This is a genomic window from Nocardia sp. NPDC055029 (assembly GCF_053608525.1).
The window spans coordinates 48,111-70,541 of sequence record NZ_JBSGVQ010000001.1 but is presented as its reverse complement, the minus strand read 5'-3'; the positions used below and the strand labels follow the sequence as shown (position 1 = coordinate 70,541).

Here is a 22,431-nt window from a genome sequence, read left to right as displayed (position 1 = left end):
GATTCCACCTCACCAAAACTCGTTGCCCCGCTACGCCGGTACCGGATCAGGCCACCGGGGTACGCAGGTCCCCCAGCACCAGCACGATCTCGGCCTGGCCGGTGTTGCCCGGCGCGGCGTCGGCGGCGATCAGCGCCTGCAGATCGTCGAGACCGGCGGTGTCGACCGCCTCGATCCCGACGCGATCGCCGAACAGGTGGCTCACCCATTCCTCGGCGAGCACCGTCGACAAGCCGTCCTCGGCATCGGGCACCAGCACCATCGACGCGCCAGCCACACCGGCGGCCACCGGCTCGACCAGCGCGGCGAAGCTGTCCGCAGCGCCGTTGCCGAAGGTCCGCGACTCGAAGGTCAGCTCGGTGCCGGTGCGCACCTGCGCACCCGCCGTGGCGAGTTCGTCGTAGCTGCGGACACCGTCGGCACCGGCGAACGCCGGGTCGCCGCCGCGCAGGGCCCTGGTGCGGTCGGCGTAGGTCACCGGGCGGGCCGACTGCGTCGACAGTTCCGTCCGGATCGCCGGATCGTCGAGGACAACCCACTCGAAGTCGCACTCGGGAGCGGTGCCCGCGGTGATGCCGATCTTGGCCGCGGGTTCGACGGGCAGCGCGCCCGACACCGGCAGCACCGCGGCGCCTGCCTTGAGCACCGCCCAGACCGCCACCGCCCAGTCGATCCCGCGCGGAAGATCAACGGCCACACCGGCACCCGGGCCGAAGCCGCGGCCGATCAGCAGCCGGGCCAGCCGCGAGGAGCGGTGGTCGAGCTGTTCGTAGGTCACCGAGTCGTCGCCCCAGACCAGCGCGGGGCCGTCCGGATCGTCCTCGGCCGCCGCGGTGAAGGCCTGCGCCAGCGTGGTGCCGCCCGACGGGCTGGTCGGCGCGGGCGCCTGCGCGGCCCCGGCGAGCAGCCGGGCGCGTTCCTGCTCGTCCAGGATGTCGATGTCGCCGACGCGGATCTGCGGGTCGGCGGCGACCGCGGCCAGGATGCGGGCGAAGCGCTCGCCGATGGTGCGCACGGTCGACTCGTCGAACAGGTCGGTGGCGTAGTTGAACAGGGTGACCAGCTCGTCCGGCGCGCCCTCGGCGGTGAACCGGGGCTCGACATCGACCTGCAGGTCGAACTTGGCCGCCACCGCGGTCTCCAGCGCGGACACAGTGAGGCCGGGCAGTTCGAGCGCGGCAGCCTCGTTGTTGCTGAAGGTCAGCGCCACCTGGAACAGCGGGTTGTGCGCGCTGCCCTTGCCCGGCGCGACCACCTCGACAACCCGCTCGAACGGCAGGTCGGCGTTGGCGAAGGCGCCGAGATCGGTCTCGCGCGCCAGGTCGACGGCCTCGTCGAACGATCCGGCCGGGTCGAGGGCGGTGCGCAGGGTCAGCGTGTTGACGAACATGCCGACCAGCTCGTCGAGCGCCCGCTCGCCACGACCGGCGACGGCGGTGCCGATGGCGATGTCGGTGGTGCCCGACAGCCGGGCCAGCAGTACGGCCAGCGCGGCGTGCACGACCATGAACAGCGACGACTTGTGCTCGCGCGCAATGTGGTTCAGCTGCGCGTGTACCTCGGCGGGCAGTCGCAGTTCGGTGGTCGCGCCGCGCAGGGTCGGCACTGCCGGACGCGGCCGGTCCTGCGGCAGCTCGAGCAGCGGCGGGACGCCTGCCAGCTGGGTCTGCCAGTAGTCGAGCTGTGCGGCGGCGACCGAGCCTGGCTCGTCGTCCGCGCCGACGACCGCGCGCTGCCACAGCGCGAAGTCCGCGTACTGCACCGCGAGCGGCGTCCAGGCCGGGGCCTGCTGCCCGGCGCGCGAGACATAGGCCGTCATCAGGTCACGGGCCAGCGGGGCCAGCGACGCGCCGTCGGCGGAGATGTGGTGCACGACGAAGACCAGCAGCCAGTCGGCGGTCGACCCGTCGGTGAGCAGCCGCGCCCGCACGGGTACTTCGCGAGTCACATCGAACCCGGCGGCAGCCAGTTCGGCGGCCCTCGACAAGACGTCGGCGGTGGTTTCGACCTCGAGGCCGTTCGGGAGCACATCGGCAACCGCCACGATCTCCTGGACCGGTGCGCCCTCGATCGCCTCGCCTGAAGTACCGAGCCCGACGACTCGACCTTCCGGCGCGCCGTCGTTCGACACCGCATCAGCCCCGGCGGCGTGAGCACGCCCGGTGGTGCCGACCTGCACCGGGAAGCGGGTTCGCAGCGATTCGTGCCTGCCGAGCACATCGAGCACCGCGGCATCGAGCGCGGCGACGTCGAGCGCGCCCGTCAGCCGGATGGCGAACGGGATGTTGTACGAGCCCGAGGCCGGGTCGAGCTGGTTGAGCACCCACATGCGCTGCTGGGCCAGCGACAGCGGAATCCGTTGTGGCCGTTCGGCGGCGACCAGTGCGGGCCGGGCGGACGCACCGCCGACAGCGCCGATCCGGGCGGCCAGCGCGGTCACGGTGGGCGCTTCGAACAGGTCGCGAATGGTGACCTCGGCGTCGAGCGCCTCGTTGATCCTGGCGATGGCGCGGGTGGCCATCAGCGAGTTGCCGCCGAGGGCGAAGTAGTCGTCGTCGGCGCCGACCCGGGCCATCCCGAGCAGCTCGGCGTAGACGCCGGCCACGATCTCCTCGGTCGGGGTGGCCGGCGCGCGGAACTCGCCCGCGGTGAAGGTCGGCGCGGGCAGCGCCTTGCGGTCGAGCTTGCCGCTGGGATTGAGCGGGAACGCGTCCAGCGCGACCAGCGCGGCCGGAATCATGTACGCGGGCAACGACTCACCGATGGCGGCGAGCAACGGCGCCTGCTCGATCCGCTCGCCCGGCTTGGGTACCACGTAGGCGACCAGCTGCTCACCGGCGGGCGAATCGGCCACGATCGCGACGGCCTGGCTCACGGCGGGCTGGGCGAGCAGCGCGGTCTCGATCTCGCCGAGCTCGATGCGCTGGCCGCGGAACTTCACCTGGAAGTCGGTGCGGCCCAGGTATTCCAGGACGTGGGTGTCGGCGGTGGGCGTGCGCCACACGACCAGGTCACCGGTGCGGTACATCCGCGTACCCGGCGCGAAGGGGTTGGCCACGAAGCGATCCGAGGTCAGGTCGGGCCGGGCGACATACCCGCGCGCGAGCTGATCGCCCGCCAGGTACAGCTCGCCGACGACACCGGACGGCACCGGACGCAACCGCGAATCCAGCACGTACACCTGGGTGTTCCACTGCGGCACACCGATCGGCACCGAGCCACGGTCGGTCTCGCCCGCGGGCCAGTAGGTCACCGACACGGCGGCCTCGGTCGGGCCGTAGAGGTTGTGCACCTGCGCGGGCGAGACCGCGCGCAGCGCCTCGACCGTCTCCGGCGGCAGGGCCTCACCGATGGCGAACACGTCGCGCAGGGTGGGGATGGCGCCCGGGGTGGTGTGCGCGGCGAACACGGTCAGCATCGAGGGCACGAAGTCGGTCATCGTGACGCCCTGCGCCGCAATGGTTTCGGCGATGTAGGCCGGGTCGCGGTGTCCGTCGTGGGTGGCGACGACCAGCTTCGCGCCGCTGCGCAGCGGCATGAAGTAACCCCACAGGGACACGTCGAACGTGGTCGCGGTCTTCTGCAGGTACACATCGCCGGGGCCGAGCGGGTATTCGGCGAGCATCCACGCGATCTGGTTGTCGATCGCCTGATGCGACACCGCGACACCCTTCGGGCGGCCGGTGGAACCCGAGGTGAAGATGACGTAGGCCGGGTGCTGCGGCAGCACCGGCCGGATCAGCTCCGCCGCGCTCACCTGCTCACCTGAGAAGCCTTCCAGCGCAACGGTATCCATCGTAATCACCGACGTAGCGGCAGCCACCTCCACCGCGTCGGCGGTGGTGGTCAGCACGCACACCGGCTGCGCGGTATCGAGGATGTGGGCGATCCGCTCCGCCGGATGATCCGGATCCAGCGGCACGTAGGCGCCACCCGCGGTGACGATCGCGTACATGCCGACAACGAGGTCGAGCGACCGGCGCACGGCCAGCCCGACCAGCGACTCCGCGCCGACCCCGCGCTGCACCAGCAGCCGGGCCAGGCGGTTCACCCGCTCGTCGAACTCGCGGTAGGTCAGCTCGGCGCCCTCGTAGGCCAGCGCGACCGCATCGGGATGCGCGGCGACCGCGGCACGGTAGCCGTCGAGCAGCAGCGCGGGCGCGAGCTCGTGCCGGGTGTCGTTCCACTGCTCCAGGATTCGCGTGCGCTCGACCGGCTCCAGCAGCTCGATCGCACCGACCGGGCGGGCCGGATCGGCCACCACTTCCGACAGCAGCCGGACCAGACGATCGGCGAAACCGGCGACGGTGGCCTCGTCGAACAGGTCGGTGGCGTAGGTGAACGCCGCCGACACACCGGCGGCCACGCCGTCGGTTTCCAGCGGAACCAGGGTGAGTTCGAGATCGAACTTCGCGAACGGCACAGCCAGATCGACGCCGGAGACGGTCAGGCCCGGCAGTTGCAGCTCGGTGCCCGCCAGGTTCTGGAAGGTGAGCATCACCTGGAACAGCGGGTGCCTGGCCATCGACCTGGCGGGATCGAGCAACTCGACCAGCCGCTCGAACGGCACGTCGGCATGACCGAAGGCGGCGACGTCGGTGCCGCGGACCGTGCCGAGCAGCTCGTCGAAGCTGCGCGCGGGGTCCACCTCGGTGCGCAGCACCAGGGTGTTGACGAACATGCCGATCACGTCGTCGAGCACCGCTTCGCCACGGCCCGCGACGGGGGTGCCGACGGCGATGTCGGTGGTGCTCGACAGGCGCGCCAGCAGCACGGCCAGCGCCGCGTGCACGACCATGAACAGCGTCGAATTGTGTTCGCGGGACAGCCGATCCAGCGCGGCGTGTACCTCGGCGTCGATCCGGAAGTCGTAGCTCGCGCCGCGGTTGGTCATCGCCGCGGGGCGCGGGCGGTCGGCGGGCAGGTCCAATTGCTCCGGCAGCCCGGACAATTCGTCACGCCAGAAGGAGATCTGCTGCGCCAGCAGCGAATCCGGGTCGGATTCGGCGCCGAGCGTGGCCCGCTGCCAGAGGGTGAAGTCGGCGTACTGCACCGGCAGCTGGTGCCAGTGCGGCGCGTTGCCGCGCAGCCGGTCGGAGTAGGCGGCGATCAGATCGCGGGTCAGCGGCGCCATCGAGAAACCGTCGGCGGCGATGTGGTGCACCACGCACAGCAGCACGTGTTCCTCGGCGCCGAGGCGGAACAGCCGCACCCGCACCGGCGGCGCGACCGCGACATCGAACCCGGCCACGGCCTGCTCGGCGATCAGCTGCGGCAGCTGCTCCGCCGTCGCGTCGACCACCTTCATCAGCGGGACCGCGCGCGGATCGCTCACCGGCAGCACCAGCTGCACGGCGTTGCCGTCGACCTCCGGGTAGATGGTGCGCAGCACCTCGTGGCGGGAGACCAGGTCGGTCACCGCGGCACGCATCGCGGCCAGATCCAGCTTGCCGGACAGACGGACCGGCAGCGGAATGTTGTTGGCGCCGCTGGCCGGATCGAAACGGTTCAGGAACCACATCCGCTGCTGCGCGTACGACAGCGGGATCTGCTCGGGACGGGCCTGCGCGGTCAGCGGGTTGCCGGTGCCCGCGCCCACATGCGACTCGACCCGGGCGGCCAGCGCCGACACCGTCGACGCCTCGAACACCAGCTGCACGGGCACCCTGGCGTCGAGCGCGGTACCGATCCTTGCCACGGCCTGGGCGGCCAGCAGCGAGTTGCCGCCGAGCTCGAAGAAGTCGTCGTCGGCACCGACCCGCTGCGCTGTGCCCGATGTCGCCGCTCCCGAGGGCCCTGCGTGGTCACGCTCCGCTACCGCCTCCGGGCCCGCCGGTCGCGGCGGGTCGTCACCGGGCACCAGCAGGGCCGCGAACACCTGCGCGACGATCTCCTCGATCGGCGTGCTCGGCGCGCGGAACTCGCGGGCGGTGAAGGTGGGCTCCGGCAAGGCTTTTCGATCGAGCTTGCCGACCGGGGTCAGCGGAATCTCGTCGAGCAGCATGATCGCCGCCGGCACCATGTACGCGGGCAGCAGGCCCGACAGGTGGTGGGCGAGGTCGGCCGGGGTCACCGCGGCGCCCGCGCGGGGCAGCACGTAGGCGACCAGTGAGGTCACGCCGTTGGTCAGCGTGCGGCCGAGGGTGGCCGCGAAGTCGACGTCGGCGTGCGTGGTGAGCGCGTTGTCGATCTCGCCCAGCTCGATGCGCAGGCCGCGGATCTTCACCTGGAAGTCCGAACGCCCGAGGTACTCGAACGCGCCGGAGGCGTTGCGGCGCACCAGGTCACCGGTGCGGTACAGCCGTCCGCCCGGCGCGCCGGCGTCGGCGCCGAACGGGTTGGCCACGAAGCGTTCCGTGGTCAGTGCCGGGCGGTCGAGATAGCCCTGTGCCAGCGCGGGACCGGCCAGGTACAGCTCGCCGACCACGCCGGCGGGGACCGGGCGCAGGCGCGCGTCGAGCACGAACGCCGCCACGCCGGGGATCACCGAACCCAGCGTCACCGGCTCGCCCGCGGCCATCTCGCCGGTGGTCACCATGACGGTGGCCTCGGTGGGTCCGTAGGCGTTGAACACCGAACGGCCGGCGCTCGCCCAGCGATCCACCAGTTCGGGGCCGAGCTTGTCACCACCGGTGACGACGACGCGGACGCTGTCGACCGCGGTGGAGTCCACCGACTCGAGCGCGCCGGGCGTGATCAGCAGGTGCGAGACCTGTTCACGGCGAACGAGATCGGCGAGCTCATCACCACCGAACACGGTCGGCGGGACGACAACCAGGGTCGCGCCCGCGGTGAAGGTGAACAGCATCTCCATCAGGGAGAAGTCGAAGCTGGGCGAGCTCAGGTGGGTCACCCGCGACTCGGCGGTGACCCGGTACTGCCCACCCACCGCGGCCATCGTCGACAGGCCCGCCTGGGTCACCACCACGCCCTTGGGCAGACCGGTGGAACCGGAGGTGTAGATGACGTAGGCCGGGTGGCGCTCGTCGAGCGTGCGCACCCGGTCGCTGTAGGAGATAGCGTGCGCGGGCTGCGCGGCGACGGCAGCCGTCACCGCGGGGTCGTCGAGTTCGAGCCAGGTCGTCGAGTTGCCGAGCCCGGCCCGGTGCGCGGAAGTGGTCACGCCGAGCACCGCGTGGGAGTCGGTGACGATGTGGGCGATGCGCTCGGCCGGGTAGGCCGGGTCGATCGGCACGTAGGCCGCGCCCGATTTGGCCACCGCCCAGACGCTGAGCACCGATTCGATCGAGCGGGTGATCGCGACGGCGACGATGTCGCCGGGACCGACGCCGCGGGCGATCAGCTCCCTGGCCAGGCGCGATGATTCCTCGTCGAGCGCGCGGTAGGTGAGTTCACGCTGGTCGGCGGGCTCGCCGGTGGGGTTGAACCGGATGGCGACGGCATCGGCGGCCGACTCGACGGCCCCGGTCAGCAACTGCCCGAATGTCGGACTGCTCGACCGGCGACGGCGGTTACCGCGGGCAGAACGGCGGGCAGTTTCCATTCGGGTTCATTCACCTCTCATCGAGCCTGGACGCGCGCGAACGGCCGCCCCGTGCAGATCGAGCCATCATATCGAGGAGCGGCATACCGACCGAATGTCGTGCCGACAGCCCCAATTTCCCGGGCCCCGGGTACTAGGGCCTTGAGGAGTATCGGCCCGGCGCCAAGCGGTGTTGCCGGATCACACAGCAAAGTGACGGGGCTCATACCGAACCACCGTCACTTGGCTTTCACGGACGAATCCGCGCTCACGAACACTCAGTGCGAGGAGGGGCCCCACTCCATAGGAACACCCTTGGACGCGAGGTAAGGCAGGGGATCCATCTTGCCGCCACCCTGATCCCAGATCTCGAGGTGCAGGTGCGGGCCGGTGGACTGGCCGCGGTTGCCGACGGTCGCGATGACATCGCCCGCGTTGACCCGCTGGCCCTGCTTGACGAGCATCTCGTTGACGTGGCCGTAGACGGCGGTGGTGCCGTCGTCCTGGAGCACCCGCACCCACAGGCCGAAGCCCGAGGCCGGGCCCGCCTCGATGACGGTGCCGCTGGACACGGAGTGGATCGGGGCGCCGAGGGTGTCGGCGAAGTCCAGGCCGTAGTGCATGGCACCCCAGCGGGCGCCATAGCCGGAGCTGATCGGGCCTGCGACCGGGCGGGCGGCCTGCGGCGGCGCGACCTGGTGCTGGATGCCCTGGATGATGTCCTCGACCTGGGCGAGCGGGCCGGAGATCTCCGGCGGCAGGTTGCCGATGCCGAACGGCGCTGCCACGGGGGCGGCGATCGGCGCGGCGACCGCGTCGACCTGCACCGGCGCATCGGCGGCGGGCGCGGCGACCTGCTTGGCGGCGACCAGGCTGACCTCGGCGGCCTCGCGAGCGGAATCGGAGACGACGGATTCCTCGACGTCGTCGTTGTGCGTCGGCAGCAGCGGGGCTGCGTAGGAGATCGCCGGGGCGATCGAGGCTGCGGTGCCGACCAGGGCGCCTGCGGCGACCGCGGCGCTGGCGGCGACCCGCACCCGATCGGTACGCGACGGTTCGGCGCGGTGCCGGCTCGGGCGCCCGGCGCCTCCGTCACCCAGCAGGGTCTTGACGGAGATGGATTCGGGGCCCACACGGTGCTGCGACAAAGTTTCGTCCTAGCGTCCGACAACAAGGAAAACGAAACCGGCTTGCGACCGGCCCGGAATCCGCGTTGGCGGTTCCCGTCACCGAACCGCATGTAACGGTTCGGCATCCGTTGTGACGGGAACTCTACCCGGTCGTGACCATTCCGCAACCTTCGATCTCGAACTCGCAGGTGGGAGGCCTGTCTCACAGTAACGATCCCGTTGCCGAGCGGGTCACACGCGCCGTCGGCGCGCCCCGCCGGGGCGCCGAAAGGACAGACTCGGGAGATGGTGATCGAGAGTTTGCGTGTCCCCATCGTCGCCGCGCCCATGGCAGGCGGCCCGTCCACCCCGGAGTTGGTGGTCGCCGTCTCGGACGCGGGCGGGTTCGGCCAACTTGCCGCCGGCTACCTCGCCGCGGACGCGATGGCCGACCAGATCGCGGCGACCAGGGCCGCGACCGCCGCCCCGTTCGGCATGAATCTGTTCGCGCCCGGCCCGGTCGCCGAGCCCGCGATCTACGCCGCCTACCTCGCCGAGCTGGGCGCCGACTTCCCGCTCGGCACCCCCAAACACGACACCGACGGCTGGGCCGACAAGCTCGACCTGCTGGTTGCCGACCCGGTCGCGGTGGTGTCGACGACCTTCGGCTGTCCCACCGCGGTCGAGGTCGACCGGCTGCACGCGGTCGGCACGGAGGTGTGGGTGACGGTCACCTCGCCCGCCGAGGCACTGATCGCGATCGACGCCGGTGCCGACGCCCTCATCGCCCAAGGCGCCGAGGCGGGCGGACACCGGGCCTGCTTCCTCGACGATCCGGCCGACGACGCCGTCGACCCGCCCGGCCTGCTGACGCTGATCCAGCTGCTCACCGCCGTCACCGACCGCCCGATCGTCGCGGCGGGCGGCATCGCCACCGCCGCGGGCCTGGCCGGCGTGCTCGCCGCGGGCGCGGCCGCCGCGCAGCTCGGCACCGCGCTGCTGCGCTGCCCGGAGGCCGGGACCAACGCCGTGCACCGCGCCGCGCTCGGGTCGGCGGAACCGACCATGCTGACGCGCGCGTTCACGGGACGACGTGCGCGCGGAATCCGCAACCGTTTTCTCACCGAGCACACCGCGACCGCGCCTGCCGCCTACCCCGAAATCCATTACGCCACCGCACCGTTGCGCGCCGCGGGCCGCGCCGCGGGCAACCCCGACGATGTGAATCTGTGGGCGGGGCAAGCGCATTCGCTGACCACCGAGCTACCGGTAGGCGAACTGATCAGCGGCCTGTACGCCGACGCGAAAAGCGCACTCCGAAAAGCGCTTTCAGAGTGAATCCAGTGTTGTTGACAACGAATTTCGTTTAGACTCGAGTGGCATCGCATCCCGCCGACCACCACCAAGCAGGAGGAGAGCGCCATGTCCCTCGATGTTCCCGCAGCACTGCTCGAGCGCGCCGAACAGGGCGATATCGATGACGCAGAATTCGTCGAATGCGTCCGCACGTCACTGCCTTACGCCTGGGAAGTGGTGAGCCGGGTAGCCGGTGAGCTGCAGGCAGGCGCCGAGGAGTACGCCGACAACCGGGTACCGCCGCCGGACGAGGTGGCCCGCGGCCAGCTGCTGCGCGCCCTTGCCTCCGACGCGATTCGTGGCGGACTGGAACGGCATTTCGGCGTGAAACTCGCCTTCCAGAACTGCCATCGGGTCGCGGCTTTCCCGCTCTCGGCAGTCGGCGGCGAGACCTACACCCGCTACATCAGCCCGCGGGCCCAGCTCCTCAACCAGAGCCCGGAACTCCGGAACTGTTGAGCACCAGCGTTTCTCCTCGACAACTGAATATCGACAACTGCATCGCACAACAGAATCCGACAACTGAATGAAAATGGCGGGCGTGGAAGCAATTCCACGCCCGCCGTCATCGACCGGGGGATCAGCCCAGCGTCGTCACTTCCAGCTCACCCTCGGCGAACTGGGCGCGCAGGCGCTTCTTGTCGAACTTGCCGACGCTGGTCTTGGGCACCTCGGCGATGAAGGTCCAGCGCTCCGGCAGCTGCCACTTGGCGAACTTGTCGGCCAGGAAGTCGCGCAGCTCGACGGGCTGGGTGGTGGCGCCTTCGACGAGCACGATGGCGACCAGCGGGCGCTCGTCCCACTTCTCGTCCGGCACACCGATCACGGCGGCCTCGGCGACCGACGGATGGCCCATCACGGCGTTCTCCAGGTCCACCGAGGAGATCCACTCGCCACCGGACTTGATGACGTCCTTGGAGCGGTCGACCAGGGTCAGGTAGCCGTCGGGGCTGATCTTGCCGACGTCGCCGGTGCGCAGCCAGCCGTCGTCGAACTTGTCCGGGTCGATCTCGGCGCCGGTCGGCGAGTAGTAGGAACCGGTGATCCAGGCGCCGCGGACCTCGAGCTCGCCGAGCGACTCGCCGTCGTTGGGAACGACCTTGCCGTCGTCACCGACGAGCCTGGCCTCGACATTGGCCGGGAAGCGGCCCTGGGTGTAGCGGTAGGCCCAGGCCTCCTCGCCTTCGACACCGGCGGGCGCGTGCGCGACGCTGCCCAGCGGGGAGGTCTCGGTCATGCCCCAGGCGTGCAGGATGCGCACGCCGTGCTTCTCCTCGAACGCGCGCATCATCGACGGCGGCACCGCGGAGCCACCGACGACGGCGGTGCGCAGGTGCGAGATGTCCTGCGGCTGCGCGGCCAGGCCGGCCAGCACGCCACCCCAGATGGTCGGCACTGCGGCGGCGAAGGTCGGCTTCTCGGCGGCCATCATCTCCAGCAGCGGGCCCGGCTGCAGGAAGCGGTCCGGCATCAGGATGTTCGCGCCCGACATCAGCGCCGCGTACGGCAGGCCCCACGCGTTGGCGTGGAACAGCGGCACGATCGCGAGCACGTAGTCCGAGCCCTGGAAACCCATGCCGTTGGGCTGATTCACCTGCATGGCGTGCAGCCAGTTGGAGCGGTGCGAGTAGACGACGCCCTTCGGGTCGCCGGTGGTGCCGGAGGTGTAACACATCGCGGCGGCGGAACGCTCGTCGACGACCGGGAAGTCGAAGTCGGCGGACTGGCTGTCGAGCAGCTCGCGGTAGGAGTGCACAGTCACGCCATCGGGCGCGGTCAGCGCGGACGCGTCACCGTTGACGACGATCACGTGCTTGACCGTCTTCAGGTTCGGCAGGTACTGCGCGAACAGCGGCACCAGCGTGCCGTCGACGAGGACGACCTGGTCCTCGGCGTGGTTGGCGACGAAGACCAGCTGCTCCGGGAACAGGCGGATGTTGAGCGCGTGCAGCACCGAGCCCATCGCGGGCACCGCGATGTAGGCGACCATGTGCTCGTTGTTGTTCCACATGAAGGTGCCGACGCGATCACCCTCTTCGATGCCGAGTCCGCGCAGCGCGTTGGCCAGCCGGGCGGCGTCGGCGCCGAGCTCGCGGTAGGTCATGGTGCGCACACCGTCACCGGTCCAGGTGGACACGGTCGAATTGCCCTGGAAGGTGGCGGCATAGTTGAGCAGCTTGGCCAGCGACAGCTGGTCGTCCTGCATGGTGCTCAGCATCGATAACTCCTTCGGTCTCGCCGCGGCATGAGCCACGTCACACCGGATGCTACCGAAAAGAGACCAAGCGGCAATTGTTTCCCAGCGCAACTTTTCCTGGTGAACAGCGTGTTCACCGACAGCGCTGTTGCTACCGATGCGGCGGCTCGGCGCCAGGCCCGCGATGATGCGCCGGCACACCAGGACCCGCGTGCTCGGCGTTGTGCACCGCGTCGACGACCAGCCTGCGGACGTGGTCGTTGTCCAGGCTGTAGTAGATCGTGGTGCCCTCGCGGCGGGTGCGCACCAGCCGGGCCATGCGCAGTTTGGCCAGATGCTGCGACACCGACGGGCCCGGCTTGCCGACCTCGGTGGCGAGTTCGTTCACCGACAATTCACGGTCGGCCAGGGCCCACAGCACCTGGACCCGGGTGGAGTCGGCGAGCATCCGGAACACCTCGACGACCAGGCCGACCTGGTCCTCGGCCAGCGGTGCGCGGACCGGTCCGCCATCTGCGTTCATGCGCAGATAATAGGCCCGGTTCGTCAGCGCAGGGCGAGGTCGGCCAAGGCCGTCCAGTCGGCCAGCACCTGCTTGCGGCGGACCCGGTCGCGCCCGACCATCTCGTCGAGGGTGGCGCCGCGAACGAGGTTGATGGTGAGCCAGAAGGTGCTCTCCAGCCGTTCCCCGGCGATGCCCGCATCGATCAGCCCGGCGCAGCGGTCGAGTAGTTCGACGGTCAGATCGTGCTGGACGCGCAGCATCTCACGGCGCAGCGGCGGGTCGTTGGCGATGCCGACGTAGAGCTCCACCGAGGCGCGTCCGAGCTGGCCAGCGAATGTCGCGGTGACCAGTTCCACCAGCACCGCACCCGCCGTCGTGTCGGCGGGCAGGGCTTTCGCCTTGCGCTGCATGGCTTCCCGCTGACGCTCGGTGAGATGGCCGATGGTCTGGGCGAACAGTTCGCCGCGGGTGTGGAACTGGTGTAGCTGCGCGCCGCGGGTGACCCCGGCCCTGGCGGTGATGTCGGCGATCGACGCGCCCGCATAGCCGACCTCGGCGAGGCTCTCGATCGCGGCGTCGAGCAGCAGCGTCCGCGTCCGCAGGCTCTTCTCCTGATGCTTGTTCGGTGGCAACGCAGGCATCGTCCCAGTATAGGGGTTGAAAATTCCGTGCTGCCTTGCACGCAATTCAGTGCTGGACGTACTGTGTCGACATGGCTGTTGACCGGATGCTGCCCACCGACGAGGCGCGCGAGCTGATCGAACTGACCCGCGACATCGCCGACAAGGTGCTCGAGCCGCGGGTCGCCGAGAGCGAGAAGACCGGCGTCTTCCCCGACGGCGTCTTCCCCGCGCTCGGCGCGGCCGGGCTGCTGAGCCTGCCGTACCCGGAGGAGTTCGGCGGCGGCGCGCAGCCCTACGAGGTATACCTGCAGGTACTGGAGGAACTGGCGAGCCGCTGGGCGGCGGTCGCGGTCGCGGTGAGCGTGCACGGTCTGTCCTGCCATCCGCTGTTCACCTACGGCACCGACGAGCAGAAGCAGCAGTGGCTGGCGGGCATGCTGTCCGGCGAAACCATCGGCGCCTACAGCCTTTCCGAGGCCCACGCCGGGTCCGACGCGGCCGCGTTGCGCTGCCGGGCCACCCCCGTCGATGGCGGCTACCAGCTCAACGGCAGCAAAGCCTGGATCACCAACGGCGGCCGCGCCGACTTCTACACCCTGTTCGCCCGCACCGGCGAGGGCTCGCGCGGCATCTCCTGCTTCCTCGTCCCCGCCGGCACCGCGGGCCTGAGCTTCGGCAAACCCGAGGAGAAGATGGGCCTGCGCGGCATCCCGACCACCACCGCCGCCTACGACGACGCGTTCCTGCCCGCCGAGCGCCGCATCGGCGACGAGGGACAGGGCCTGTCGATCGCGTTCAGCGCGCTGGACGCGGGCCGTCTCGGGATCGCCGCCGTCGCCACCGGCGTCGCCCAGCGCGCGCTCGACGAGGCCGTCGCCTACGCCAAGGAACGAGAGGCGTTCGGCCGCAAGATCATCGACCACCAGGGCCTCGGCTTCGTGCTCGCCGACATGGCCGCCGCGGTCGACACCGCCCGCGCCACCTACCTCGACGCGGCCCGCCGCCGCGATGCCGGACTGCCCTATTCGCGCCAGGCCAGCGTCGCCAAACTGGTCGCCACCGATGCCGCCATGAAGGTGACCACCGACGCGGTGCAGGTCTTCGGCGGCTACGGCTACACCCAGGACTTCCCGGTGGAGCGCTACATGCGCGAGGCCAAGGTCATGCAGATCTTCGAGGGCACCAATCAGATCCAGCGCCTGGTGATCGCCCGCCATCTCGCCGGGTGAGCTATCCCGCAACGCGCTGATCAAGCCGCCTCAGCCCGATAGGGCAACCTGCCAGTAAACTGGACGGCGTCTCGAGACCTCGGGCGAAAAGAGGTGCGCGATGCTGTGGTGGCTGATCGTGATCGTCGTCGTGTGTGTGCTGGCGCTGCTGTATCTGCGCGCCGAGCAGAACAAGCGGAACGCGCGCGAACTCGAAGAGGCCCAGGCCGACGCCAGGGTGGCGATCGAACGGCTCGGCGGCCAGGTGTACCAGCTGTCGCCGCGCAACGAAGCGGCCAGGCAGGCACTGGCCGACGCGTCCGAACGCTACAACGCCGCCGGCGGTCAGATGGACAGGGCGAACTCGCCCATCCACGCCCGCCTGGCCAAGCAGACGGCGCTGGAAGGGCTCTATTACATCCGCGCGGCGCGCACCGCGATGCAGATGGACCCTGGCCCGCCGGTACCCGCCCTCGACGGTCAGGACATCGCCGGACACGTCGACGAACTGCGGGTCGTCGAGCACAACGGCCGCCGCATCGCCGCCTCCCCCGCCCCGTCTCCGGGCACGCCTAATTACCACCCCGGTGGTCGCGTGGCCGGACGACCGATCCCCGCGGGGTGGTACTCGGAGCCGTGGTGGAAGCCCGCGCTGATCGCCGGCGCCTGGGGCGCCGGTGCGGCTCTGTTGTTCACGTCGATGTTCGCCGGGATGGCCGGAGTCGGCTACGACGCCCAGGCGTTCGAGGACGGCACCGGTGAGGCGGCGCTCGACCACGGAGACCAGGGCGAGATCGGCCAGGATCCGGGATATGACCCGGGTCAGGATTCAGGTGACTGGGGCGGCTCCGAGGGTGGTGGATACGACAGCGGCGGGTTCGACAGCGGCGGTGGATTCGACGCCTTCTGATCGGCTCGTGTGACGGGTGCTCGGCGGGGAGCGGCCTGCTCCGCACCGGCTGTGCTCGACGAGCAGCCACGGGTCACCGCGCACCGCGGCTCCGCCGCGTCCGGGTCGCCTTTCAGGTCCGGTCCCGAACAGTCCCGGTCGCAGCCGGGAACATCGGCGCACTGTTGCCCATCGCCCTGCATCCGAGCCCACAGCTAGGTGGTGGCCTGCTGCGGGATGCACGGCTGGGCGGTGGTCTGTTGCCGGACCTACGGTTGGGCGGTGGCCTGCTGCCGAGCCCACGGCTAGGCGGTGGTCTGCTGGGCGGTGGCTTGCTGCCGGGCCCACAACTGCGCAGTGGTCCGCAGCCAGGCTCACTGCCGCTGGGCGGTGGTCCGCTGCCGGATCCTCCGCCGCCCGGCACCGTGCTGCCCCGCACCCTGATGCGCGGTGCCCTCGTGTGCGGCGGCCCGGAACCCGGCGCCCTCCCATGCGGCGGATCCCAGCTCGGCGCCGCCGGATGAGCAGGTAGGCCAGGCCCGTGATCACCACGCCGAGGACGATCAGAAACAGCAACATGATCGGGCCGGCCGGGGGCTCCACGCTCTCCCGAGCGGACACCGCGACCTCCGCCGCCGGGCCTGCGACAGTGGGGATCTCGAGGTCGACGGACTCTACGACAGGCGAAGCCGTCGCGGTCGACGCGAACTCGAACTGGTCCCGGCCCGCATCGAGCAGCGCTACCGGGGGCGAGGTGCCCGGGGAATCGACCGGCACAGTGGCCGGGCCGAACATGGTGGCCAGGCCAGTGAGCCCTGCCAGCACGCCCGCGCCGAGATCGCCGGGCAACAACTGCTGCACGCTGGGCGCGATCATCCCTAACGCCTCATCGACCAGCCAGCGATCTGGCGCAGGAAGGGCGGGCCCGCTCGGATTCAGGCCGATCCGCTCCAGCATCGGACCGAGATCGGCCGGTGACAGGATCGGCTCGATCGGTGGCAGGGGAAGAGGTGGCTCCATCACGGATGCGACCGGGAAGACGACGTCCGCGCGTTCGGCGACAGCGCTGTGGCGCAGCTCCTGCACTGGTGCTGCGTATTCCGAATGCGAGTGGGCGGTGATCGGCGCGTCGAAATTCGCAGGCGCATCGAACTCAGGGGGCGCGCCGACCGGCAATACCGGGTCGACGACAGGTGGCACCACGACCAGAGCGTGATCGACCGGGATGCCGTCATCCGCGGCGGCCACACCCGCCACCGACAGCATCGCGCATATCAGCCCCGCCAGCACACCACCGCGAACAAATCGGGCTCTGCCCATCACACTCCTTTCCTCCTCGTAGTAGCCGCCGGACAGCGCCGCCGCTCGACGACGGCACCAGGCTGATCCTCAGCTCGGCATCTGACATTCGTCCAGCTCCGCGGCATCGTGCCGGACCTGCCTTGACGTGGGCAGCCCCTGCGCGACGACGCGGACGCGCGGATTCTCGTTCTCGATCTGCTGCGCCGAAGCGGCGAGCAGATCCCTCGCGACGGCACGCAGCCGTTCGGTGTCGGCGAGATCGACCGCGGTCATCTCGGCGGCACGCGACGAATCCGCCTGCTGAAGCCGGTCGAAGAGACCGATCAATTCGCCCTGTGCGGTAAGCCATTCGTCGCGGAACAGGCTCGGGATCGGCAAGAGATGCGCGGCATCGCGCGCACTCCCGGCCGCGGCGGCGCGAGTACCGAGAATCATCGCCGCCGTATCGCGGTACTGCACCGGCGTGAGCGCACCGGCATCGCGCTCGGCAGCTTCGAGATCAGCGCGATACCGGGTCTGCAAGGAGCAGACGGACCCGTAGAACGCGAGCATGGTCGCCTGCGTCTCCGCGCTCGCACCATCGAGCTCGGCGGTGCGCGCGGCGTCCCGATCGGCGCGGTCTCGTTGCGACAGCGTCGAAACCGGATCGAGCAACCCACCGTCGACCGAGCACCCGACCGACCCCAGACACACCGCCGCGGCCAGCACGAGCGCCCTCACCACAGGAAAGCGGAACCCCACAACCATGACCACGTACTCCTCGCGAGAAGGCAGAAAGTCATTGCGTGAACGAATGCCCGAACAGGCGGGCGAAAGCCTCCGGGAACGCTAGGGCACCCAGCCCCTACACCCGTGACCCCACACCCGTTTCAGATCAGCGTGTCGCCGGGCGATCACGATCAGATCATCCTCAAATGATCCGATCCCCGGGTTGACCGCGCCACAGCCCGCGCACGCTATACTCGGCACGGTCAAACCGGGGCCCGCGCACTGCGGTTCCGGCAGACGACCAACCCCGCCTTCGTAGCTCAGGGGATAGAGCACCGCTCTCCTAAAGCGGGTGTCGCAGGTTCGAATCCTGCCGAGGGCACATCATCATCGCTGATCACAGCGCTTTTGCTCCGCCCTACCGAGCGGCCCGAAGGCCGTGCCCACACTCGGCGGCATGGTGGGCATCGAGGCGCTGCAGACCGGCCGGCATCGCAGGACGATCCAAGGCGTCGACCGCACCTTGCCCGCCCGCGACGCACTAGCGATGACCGGACGGAACGACCTCTTCATCCATGAGGTGTTCGCGGCCCCACGCTTCCAAGGGGAGCAGGGCGCTGTTGAGTAGCTCGCCCAGCGGGGTCAGGGAGTACTCGACACGTGGCGGCACCTCGTCGAAGACCGCGCGATGGACGATCCCGTCGGCCTCCAGTTCGCGCAGTTGCGTGGTGAGGACCTTCTCGGTGACGCCCTTCACCTGACGGCGCAATTCACCGAAGCGGTGGGGACGTTCGCTCAGCGGCCACAGGATCATCATCTTCCACTTGCCGTTGAGTACCGACAGTGTCGCGTCGAGCCCGCATGTGTACGCGCCCGGCCTGCGTGTGATCGGCACGACTGCCCCTTCCCTCTGCCTGGTCACTATCCCGGAAGTGCGCACCCACTTCCCTGTGCGTACTTGTCCGCCCTCGGATGCCACGCCAACACTAACCAGCATGTCCGACAACACGATTGAAGCGCTCACCATCCTCGGTCTCGGCGACATGGGCTCGGCACTCGCCCGCTCCTGGCTCGCCGCCGGATATGCCGTCACGGTGTGGAACCGCAGTGCGCGGCAGGCCCCGGAAGGGGCGGCGGTCGCCGCCACGGCCGCGGAAGCCGTCGCCGCCAACACGCTCGTCGTGGTGTGCCTGCTCGACGACGCGTCGGTTCGCGCGACCCTCGATGGCATCGATCTGACCGGTCACGACGTCGTCAACCTGACCACCAGCACCCCCGCCGAGGCTCGTGCGCTGTCCGAGTGGATCACCGCACGCGGCGGATGTTTCCTGGACGGCGGGATCATGGCCGTCCCATCCATGATCGGAGTCCCCGACTCGGGTGCCTACGTCTTCTACAGCGGTTCGGCGGAGCTGCACAAGACCCATGCCGACGCTTTGGCCGTACCCGCCGATGTCACCTACGTCGGCGCGGACGCCGGGTTCGCCGCCCTGTACGACATCGCCCTGCTCAGCGCGATGTGGGGCATGTTCGCAGGCGCCGCACACGCGTTCGCTCTCATCGGTGGCGAGGACATCTCACCGGTGGAATTCGCACCCCTCATGATCGCCTACCAACAAGCGATGGCCGGATACTCCTACGGCACCGCAGCGCAGCTGGCGAGCGGCGACTACACCCAGGGCGTCGAGTCGAACCTGGCGATGATGACCACGACGAACGGCACGTTGCGGCAAACCGCCGCCGAACAGGGCGTCAGCCCCGAACTCCTCGAACCCTTCATGGCACTGATGGAACGCCGGGTAGCCGAGGGCGGCGGGAACGAATCGAACACCGGCGTCGTGGACCTCCTGCGCCGGTAACGGAACCAGTTGGCGGACAGCGCACGTCTCAGCTGGGCAGTGCCGAGGTGAGCAGGACCTCGAGTTCCTCGATGACATCGTCGAGCGCCGTCGTGGATCGGTTGACCCGGCACAGGATCACCGCGCCTTCGATGGCGGCGATCGCCATGGTGGACAGGCGGGCGGCGCGCTCGGGTTCGACGCCGTCGGCTTCGAGCGCGGTGGCGAGGGCGACGTGCCAGCGGTCGATGATGCCCGCGACCGCCGGTTGCAGGTGCTGGTCGTCGGACGAGCTGCCGACGGCTACAGAGACGACCGGGCAGCCTGCCTCGAAGTCGGACTGCTCGAGCAGTGCGGTCCAGAACTGCCCGAAGCGCCGCAACGCCGCGACCGAGCCCTGGGCCACCGCTTTGTCGATGATGGCGCTGATGGCATCACCGGCCAGCGCGAGCGACTCGGTCATGATCTCGGCGCGCCCGCCGCGGAAGTGGTGGTAGACCGATCCGCGCGGTGCGCCACTGCGGGCCAGCACCGCGTCGACGGTCACCCCGGCCGAGCCGCGTTCACGCAGGAGCTCGACGGCGCTGTAGAGCATCTTCTGCCGGGTGTCGGTGCGGGCTCCCACTTGCTCTGTTCCTTCCGGGGTTTCAGCTCAGCTTTGTTATGTTACCTGCCATAATAATATGCTATGTTGCCTAGCATATTAGGCTGGAAAGGGTGCGACATGGCCGAGCCGAAGGCGACAGCGTGCGTATTGTGCGAATGCAACTGCGGGATCACGGTCGACGTGGAGGGGCGCCGGCTGGCGAAGATCCGTGGCGACAAGGCGCATCCGGCGTCGGAGGGCTACACCTGCGAGAAGGCGATGCGCCTCGACCTGTACCAGAACGGCGCGCACCGCATCACCAAGCCGCTCAAACGCCTGCCTGACGGCACCTATCGGGAAATCGACTGGCACACAGCGATCGAGGAGATCGCCGCGAAACTCTCCGCCGTCAAAGAAGAACACGGCGGAGACAAGATCTTCTTCTACGGCGGGGGCGGCCAGGGTAATCACCTCGGCTCGGCCAACGCGCTCGCGCTGCGTGGCGCGCTGGGCTCGGTGTATCACTCGAACGCGCTGGCGCAGGAGAAGACCGGGGAGATCTGGGTGGACGGCCGCCTCTATGGCGGTCACACCAAAGGCGACTTCGAACACGCCGAGGTGCTGGTGTTCGTCGGCAAGAACCCGTGGCAGTCGCACAGTTTTCCGCGGGCCAGACCGGTACTCAAGCAGGTGGCCGCCGACCCGAGCCGGTCGATGATCGTCATCGATCCGCGGGTCAGTGAAACCGCGGCGATGGCCGAGCACCATTTGCGGGTGCTACCGGGGCGCGACGCCTGGCTGATGGCCGCGCTGGTCGCGGTGATCGTGCAGGAAGACCTGGTCGACGCCGATTTCGTCGCCGCCCACACCACCGGCTACGACGAGGTTCGCGCGGCATTCCTGGCCTGCGACGTCACGGATTTCGCGAAGATCAGCGGGGTCGACGAGGGCGAGATCCGCACGGCGGCGCGCCGGATCGCGACCGCGTCGAGCGTGTGCGTCTACGAGGATCTCGGAATCCAGCAGGCGCCCAACAGCACTCTGGTGTCGTACCTGAACAAGCTCCTGTGGATCGTCACCGGCAACTTCGGCAGACCCGGCACCATGTATCTGCACTCTTCGTTCGCGCTGCTGGCCGGTGGTTCCGGTTCCGGATCGCCGCGCAAGAAGCCGGGCGCACTGGCACGCGCGCAGAAGCGGCTGATGGCGCGGACCGTCACCGCGGCGGCCACCGCGATCAGCGCGACGTTGCCCGCGCTCGCACGGGTGACCCCGCTGCGCGCGGGGGTGGAAGCCGGGGCCTCGGCCCTGCTCGACGCGATGGTCCCCTTGGCGGGTGGCATGCTCGGCGGCGGCGCGGGCACTGGCGGCGGGCGGACCTCACCGGTCACCGGTGCCAAGATCATCGGTGGCCTGATCCCGTGCAACTCGATCGCCGACGAGGTCCTCACCGACCACCCGGACCGCTTCCGCGCGATGTGGATCGACTCGTCGAACCCGGCGCACTCCCTCGCCGATTCCCCTCGGTTCCGTGCTGCCCTGCGCACACTGGACTTGTCGGTCGTGATCGATGTGGCGTTCACCGAAACCGCGCGCGAGGCCGACTATGTGCTGCCAGCGGCCAGCCAGTTCGAGAAGCCCGAAGCGACGTTCTTCAACTTCGAATTCCCCCGCAACGTCTTCCACCTGCGGAAACCACTGATGGAACCGCTGGACGGCACGCTGCCTGAGCCCGAGATCTACGCGCGGCTGCTCCGGCGCATGAACGTGGTCGACGACGCCGTCATCGCCCGCCTCCGGCGCGCGGCGCAGACCGGACGCGACACCTTCGGCGCGACTTTCCTGGCCGCCGTCGCCGCCGACCCCGCCCTCGGAAAGATCGCGCCCTACCTGTTGTACGAGACGCTCGGTACGACACTGGACCCACGCCTGCGTGGCGCCGCTGTGCTGTGGGGTATCAGTCACATGTGTGCGATGTCGAACCCGAAAGCCGTTGCCCGAGCGGGCTTCACCGGTACCGGCCTGACACCGGGCAATCGGCTGTTCGACGCGATCATCGAATCCCCGACCGGCGTGGTGTTCACCGACGACACGTGGGATGACGTGTGGCACTACGTCAAACGCAAGGATCGCCGTTTCACCATCGCCATCGACAGCCTGCTCGACCAGGTACGCGACCTGCCCACCGCCCGCGCGGAGTGGACGACCCCGGAGTTCCCGCTGGTCCTGGCCGCCGGTGAGCGGCGCTCGTTCACCGCCAACACGATCTTCCGCAACCCCGACTGGCGCCGCCGCGATCGCGACGGCCGCCTCCGGATCAGCGCCGACGATGCCACCGCCCTGCGGCTGACCGACGGCGGCCCGGCACGCCTGGTCACCGCGAACGGATCCGCCACCGTCATCATCGAGGTCAGCGACATGATGCGGGCAGGAAACATCGCACTGCCCAACGGTCTCGGCCTCGACTACCCCACCGGTGACAGCACCACGACCAGTGCCGGGGTCTCCCCCAACGAACTGACCTGCCTCGAACTCAAAGACGACTTCGCGGGCACCCCCTGGCACAAACACGTCCCAGCCAGGCTCGAAGCGCTCGAAGGCGTCCCGGCCGAATAGTCTTGACCTGA

At 69.6% G+C, this 22,431-nt stretch carries 15 protein-coding genes and 1 tRNA gene; 8 read left to right on the top strand and 8 right to left on the bottom strand.

The window, feature by feature from the left end; translation table 11 throughout:
• Window positions 1-46 precede the first annotated feature (46 nt).
• Together ACWF9G_RS00315 and ACWF9G_RS00310 are read right to left on the bottom strand one after the other, a co-directional pair.
• Window positions 47-7,504: an amino acid adenylation domain-containing protein gene (locus ACWF9G_RS00315; RefSeq protein ID WP_452512521.1), complete on the bottom strand. Its 7,458-nt coding sequence runs from the start codon at window positions 7,502-7,504 to the stop codon at window positions 47-49.
• A gap of 257 nt (window positions 7,505-7,761) precedes the next feature.
• Window positions 7,762-8,631 (bottom strand): M23 family metallopeptidase, encoded by an 870-nt coding sequence (locus ACWF9G_RS00310; RefSeq protein WP_379308024.1) that lies wholly within the window; start codon window positions 8,629-8,631, stop codon window positions 7,762-7,764.
• A 267-nt stretch (window positions 8,632-8,898) separates the two neighbouring features.
• Between ACWF9G_RS00310 and ACWF9G_RS00305 the strand changes: the two genes are divergently transcribed.
• Together ACWF9G_RS00305 and ACWF9G_RS00300 are read left to right on the top strand one after the other, a co-directional pair.
• Window positions 8,899-9,930 (top strand): nitronate monooxygenase, encoded by a 1,032-nt coding sequence (locus ACWF9G_RS00305; RefSeq protein ID WP_379308023.1) that lies wholly within the window; start codon window positions 8,899-8,901, stop codon window positions 9,928-9,930.
• Between the two features lie 84 nt (window positions 9,931-10,014).
• Window positions 10,015-10,407: an SCO5389 family protein gene (locus ACWF9G_RS00300; protein WP_189030341.1), complete on the top strand. Its 393-nt coding sequence runs from the start codon at window positions 10,015-10,017 to the stop codon at window positions 10,405-10,407.
• Between the two features lie 121 nt (window positions 10,408-10,528).
• On the opposite strand, the gene ACWF9G_RS00295 is transcribed toward ACWF9G_RS00300, so the two are convergent.
• The 3 genes from ACWF9G_RS00295 to ACWF9G_RS00285 form a co-directional block, all read right to left on the bottom strand.
• Window positions 10,529-12,166, bottom strand: coding sequence for a long-chain fatty acid--CoA ligase (locus ACWF9G_RS00295; RefSeq protein WP_379309683.1), 1,638 nt, complete (start codon window positions 12,164-12,166; stop codon window positions 10,529-10,531).
• 130 nt (window positions 12,167-12,296) lie between these two features.
• Window positions 12,297-12,668 (bottom strand): ArsR/SmtB family transcription factor, encoded by a 372-nt coding sequence (locus ACWF9G_RS00290; RefSeq protein WP_379309684.1) that lies wholly within the window; start codon window positions 12,666-12,668, stop codon window positions 12,297-12,299.
• 23 nt (window positions 12,669-12,691) lie between these two features.
• Window positions 12,692-13,291 carry a TetR/AcrR family transcriptional regulator gene (locus ACWF9G_RS00285; protein WP_452512517.1) on the bottom strand — a complete coding sequence of 200 codons (600 nt, stop codon included), beginning with the start codon at window positions 13,289-13,291 and terminating at the stop codon, window positions 12,692-12,694.
• A gap of 71 nt (window positions 13,292-13,362) precedes the next feature.
• On the opposite strand from ACWF9G_RS00285, the gene ACWF9G_RS00280 reads away from it, so the two are divergent.
• From ACWF9G_RS00280 to ACWF9G_RS00270, 3 genes are all read left to right on the top strand, one after another.
• On the top strand, window positions 13,363-14,502 hold the full coding sequence (locus ACWF9G_RS00280) for an acyl-CoA dehydrogenase family protein (RefSeq protein WP_452512516.1): 1,140 nt from the start codon (window positions 13,363-13,365) through the stop codon (window positions 14,500-14,502).
• Window positions 14,503-14,602: 100 nt separating this feature from the next.
• The gene (locus tag ACWF9G_RS00275) at window positions 14,603-15,391 is read left to right on the top strand and encodes a DUF1542 domain-containing protein (protein WP_452512514.1); all 789 of its coding nucleotides are present in this window, start codon (window positions 14,603-14,605) and stop codon (window positions 15,389-15,391) included.
• A gap of 164 nt (window positions 15,392-15,555) precedes the next feature.
• Window positions 15,556-15,894 carry a hypothetical protein gene (locus ACWF9G_RS00270; RefSeq protein ID WP_452512513.1) on the top strand — a complete coding sequence of 113 codons (339 nt, stop codon included), beginning with the start codon at window positions 15,556-15,558 and terminating at the stop codon, window positions 15,892-15,894.
• A gap of 865 nt (window positions 15,895-16,759) precedes the next feature.
• Here ACWF9G_RS00270 and ACWF9G_RS00265 read toward each other — a convergent pair.
• On the bottom strand, window positions 16,760-17,419 hold the full coding sequence (locus ACWF9G_RS00265) for a hypothetical protein (RefSeq protein ID WP_452512511.1): 660 nt from the start codon (window positions 17,417-17,419) through the stop codon (window positions 16,760-16,762).
• A 270-nt stretch (window positions 17,420-17,689) separates the two neighbouring features.
• Here ACWF9G_RS00265 and ACWF9G_RS00260 point away from each other — a divergent pair.
• A tRNA-Arg gene (locus tag ACWF9G_RS00260) sits at window positions 17,690-17,762 on the top strand.
• 159 nt (window positions 17,763-17,921) lie between these two features.
• Here ACWF9G_RS00260 and ACWF9G_RS00255 read toward each other — a convergent pair.
• On the bottom strand, window positions 17,922-18,275 hold the full coding sequence (locus ACWF9G_RS00255) for a winged helix-turn-helix transcriptional regulator (protein WP_379309691.1): 354 nt from the start codon (window positions 18,273-18,275) through the stop codon (window positions 17,922-17,924).
• 100 nt (window positions 18,276-18,375) lie between these two features.
• Between ACWF9G_RS00255 and ACWF9G_RS00250 the strand changes: the two genes are divergently transcribed.
• Window positions 18,376-19,239: an NAD(P)-dependent oxidoreductase gene (locus ACWF9G_RS00250; RefSeq protein ID WP_452512510.1), complete on the top strand. Its 864-nt coding sequence runs from the start codon at window positions 18,376-18,378 to the stop codon at window positions 19,237-19,239.
• 28 nt (window positions 19,240-19,267) lie between these two features.
• Here the strand turns inward: ACWF9G_RS00250 and ACWF9G_RS00245 are convergent, their stop codons facing one another.
• Window positions 19,268-19,843 (bottom strand): TetR/AcrR family transcriptional regulator, encoded by a 576-nt coding sequence (locus tag ACWF9G_RS00245; protein WP_379309695.1) that lies wholly within the window; start codon window positions 19,841-19,843, stop codon window positions 19,268-19,270.
• 99 nt (window positions 19,844-19,942) lie between these two features.
• Here ACWF9G_RS00245 and ACWF9G_RS00240 point away from each other — a divergent pair, with 99 nt between their 5' ends.
• On the top strand, window positions 19,943-22,420 hold the full coding sequence (locus ACWF9G_RS00240) for a molybdopterin-dependent oxidoreductase (protein ID WP_452512509.1): 2,478 nt from the start codon (window positions 19,943-19,945) through the stop codon (window positions 22,418-22,420).
• The last annotated feature ends 11 nt before the right edge of the window (window positions 22,421-22,431 follow it).

Coding starts and splice junctions, on each gene's coding strand:
- ACWF9G_RS00315 (WP_452512521.1), bottom strand. CDS start 7,504: ATGGAAACTGCCCGCCGTTCTGCCCGCGGTAACCGCCGTCGCCGGTCG.
- ACWF9G_RS00305 (WP_379308023.1), top strand. CDS start 8,899: ATGGTGATCGAGAGTTTGCGTGTCCCCATCGTCGCCGCGCCCATGGCA.
- ACWF9G_RS00300 (WP_189030341.1), top strand. CDS start 10,015: ATGTCCCTCGATGTTCCCGCAGCACTGCTCGAGCGCGCCGAACAGGGC.
- ACWF9G_RS00295 (WP_379309683.1), bottom strand. CDS start 12,166: ATGCTGAGCACCATGCAGGACGACCAGCTGTCGCTGGCCAAGCTGCTC.
- ACWF9G_RS00290 (WP_379309684.1), bottom strand. CDS start 12,668: ATGAACGCAGATGGCGGACCGGTCCGCGCACCGCTGGCCGAGGACCAG.
- ACWF9G_RS00285 (WP_452512517.1), bottom strand. CDS start 13,291: ATGCCTGCGTTGCCACCGAACAAGCATCAGGAGAAGAGCCTGCGGACG.
- ACWF9G_RS00280 (WP_452512516.1), top strand. CDS start 13,363: ATGGCTGTTGACCGGATGCTGCCCACCGACGAGGCGCGCGAGCTGATC.
- ACWF9G_RS00275 (WP_452512514.1), top strand. CDS start 14,603: ATGCTGTGGTGGCTGATCGTGATCGTCGTCGTGTGTGTGCTGGCGCTG.
- ACWF9G_RS00265 (WP_452512511.1), bottom strand. CDS start 17,419: ATGGTTGTGGGGTTCCGCTTTCCTGTGGTGAGGGCGCTCGTGCTGGCC.
- ACWF9G_RS00250 (WP_452512510.1), top strand. CDS start 18,376: ATGTCCGACAACACGATTGAAGCGCTCACCATCCTCGGTCTCGGCGAC.
- ACWF9G_RS00240 (WP_452512509.1), top strand. CDS start 19,943: ATGGCCGAGCCGAAGGCGACAGCGTGCGTATTGTGCGAATGCAACTGC.